Below are 669 nucleotides of genomic sequence, written 5' to 3'. Positions count from 1 at the left end.
ATCGAGTAGACAAAGGGAATTTCACCCTAAGCCTCTCACAGAACCGTGCTTGAAAGTCTCCCCTCACACGGCTCTTGTTGTACAAATCTAAGCAATACTATTTATTTGAGAGAAATTCCAATGGTAAAACAAAGTTGGAAATTGCTCCCTTACCGTGGCTAACCATTTATACCCTTTCCTAATACTGGTTTTATATCGCTTATACCTTTTCCTTGCCCACCATACCAATCGCCTACTAAGTAGTCGAAAGACTTTTGTAAGTTCATACAGCTTAAATTTACCATAATAGTGCACCCATCCCCTAATCATCGGGTTAAGATAATGTGCTACTCCTACAATACTTTTAAAAGTAAGCTTGTCTACCTTGAGTTCTTCGAGCTTGTCTGCAATTCGTTTTCTTGAAGCAATACTTATAGCGCAGTCATATCCCAAAAACAGATTACCCTTTTTCTTGGAGTAGGCAGTTCTAGGCTGAAAAGAATATCCCAAAAAATCAAATTTAACTGTTGGGTGTTTTTCTTTTCGTTTATAGTCTCGGCAATAGACTATTTTTGTCTTTTCTGGATGTAACTCTAATCCTACCGAATCCATTCTTTGATGCACTAATTTTAATAGTTGCTCTGCGTGGGCTTTTGTGTTACAATGTAGTATCACATCATCGGCATACCG

The 669-nt window shown here is 38.1% G+C and carries 1 protein-coding gene; it reads right to left on the bottom strand.

Annotated elements, in window-relative coordinates; translation table 11 throughout:
- Positions 1–87: 87 nt before the first annotated feature.
- Positions 88–669 (bottom strand): group II intron maturase-specific domain-containing protein (locus ACH2AZ_RS12490; RefSeq protein ID WP_394908099.1); only part of this gene is annotated, 582 nt, incomplete at its 5' end.

It is taken from the genome of uncultured Mesonia sp. (genome assembly GCA_947499595.1).
In the GTDB taxonomy this organism is placed as follows: domain Bacteria; phylum Bacteroidota; class Bacteroidia; order Flavobacteriales; family Flavobacteriaceae; genus Mesonia; species Mesonia sediminis.
The sequence above is the reverse complement of the archived record's forward strand: the minus strand, read 5'-3'. Positions and strand labels throughout refer to the sequence as shown.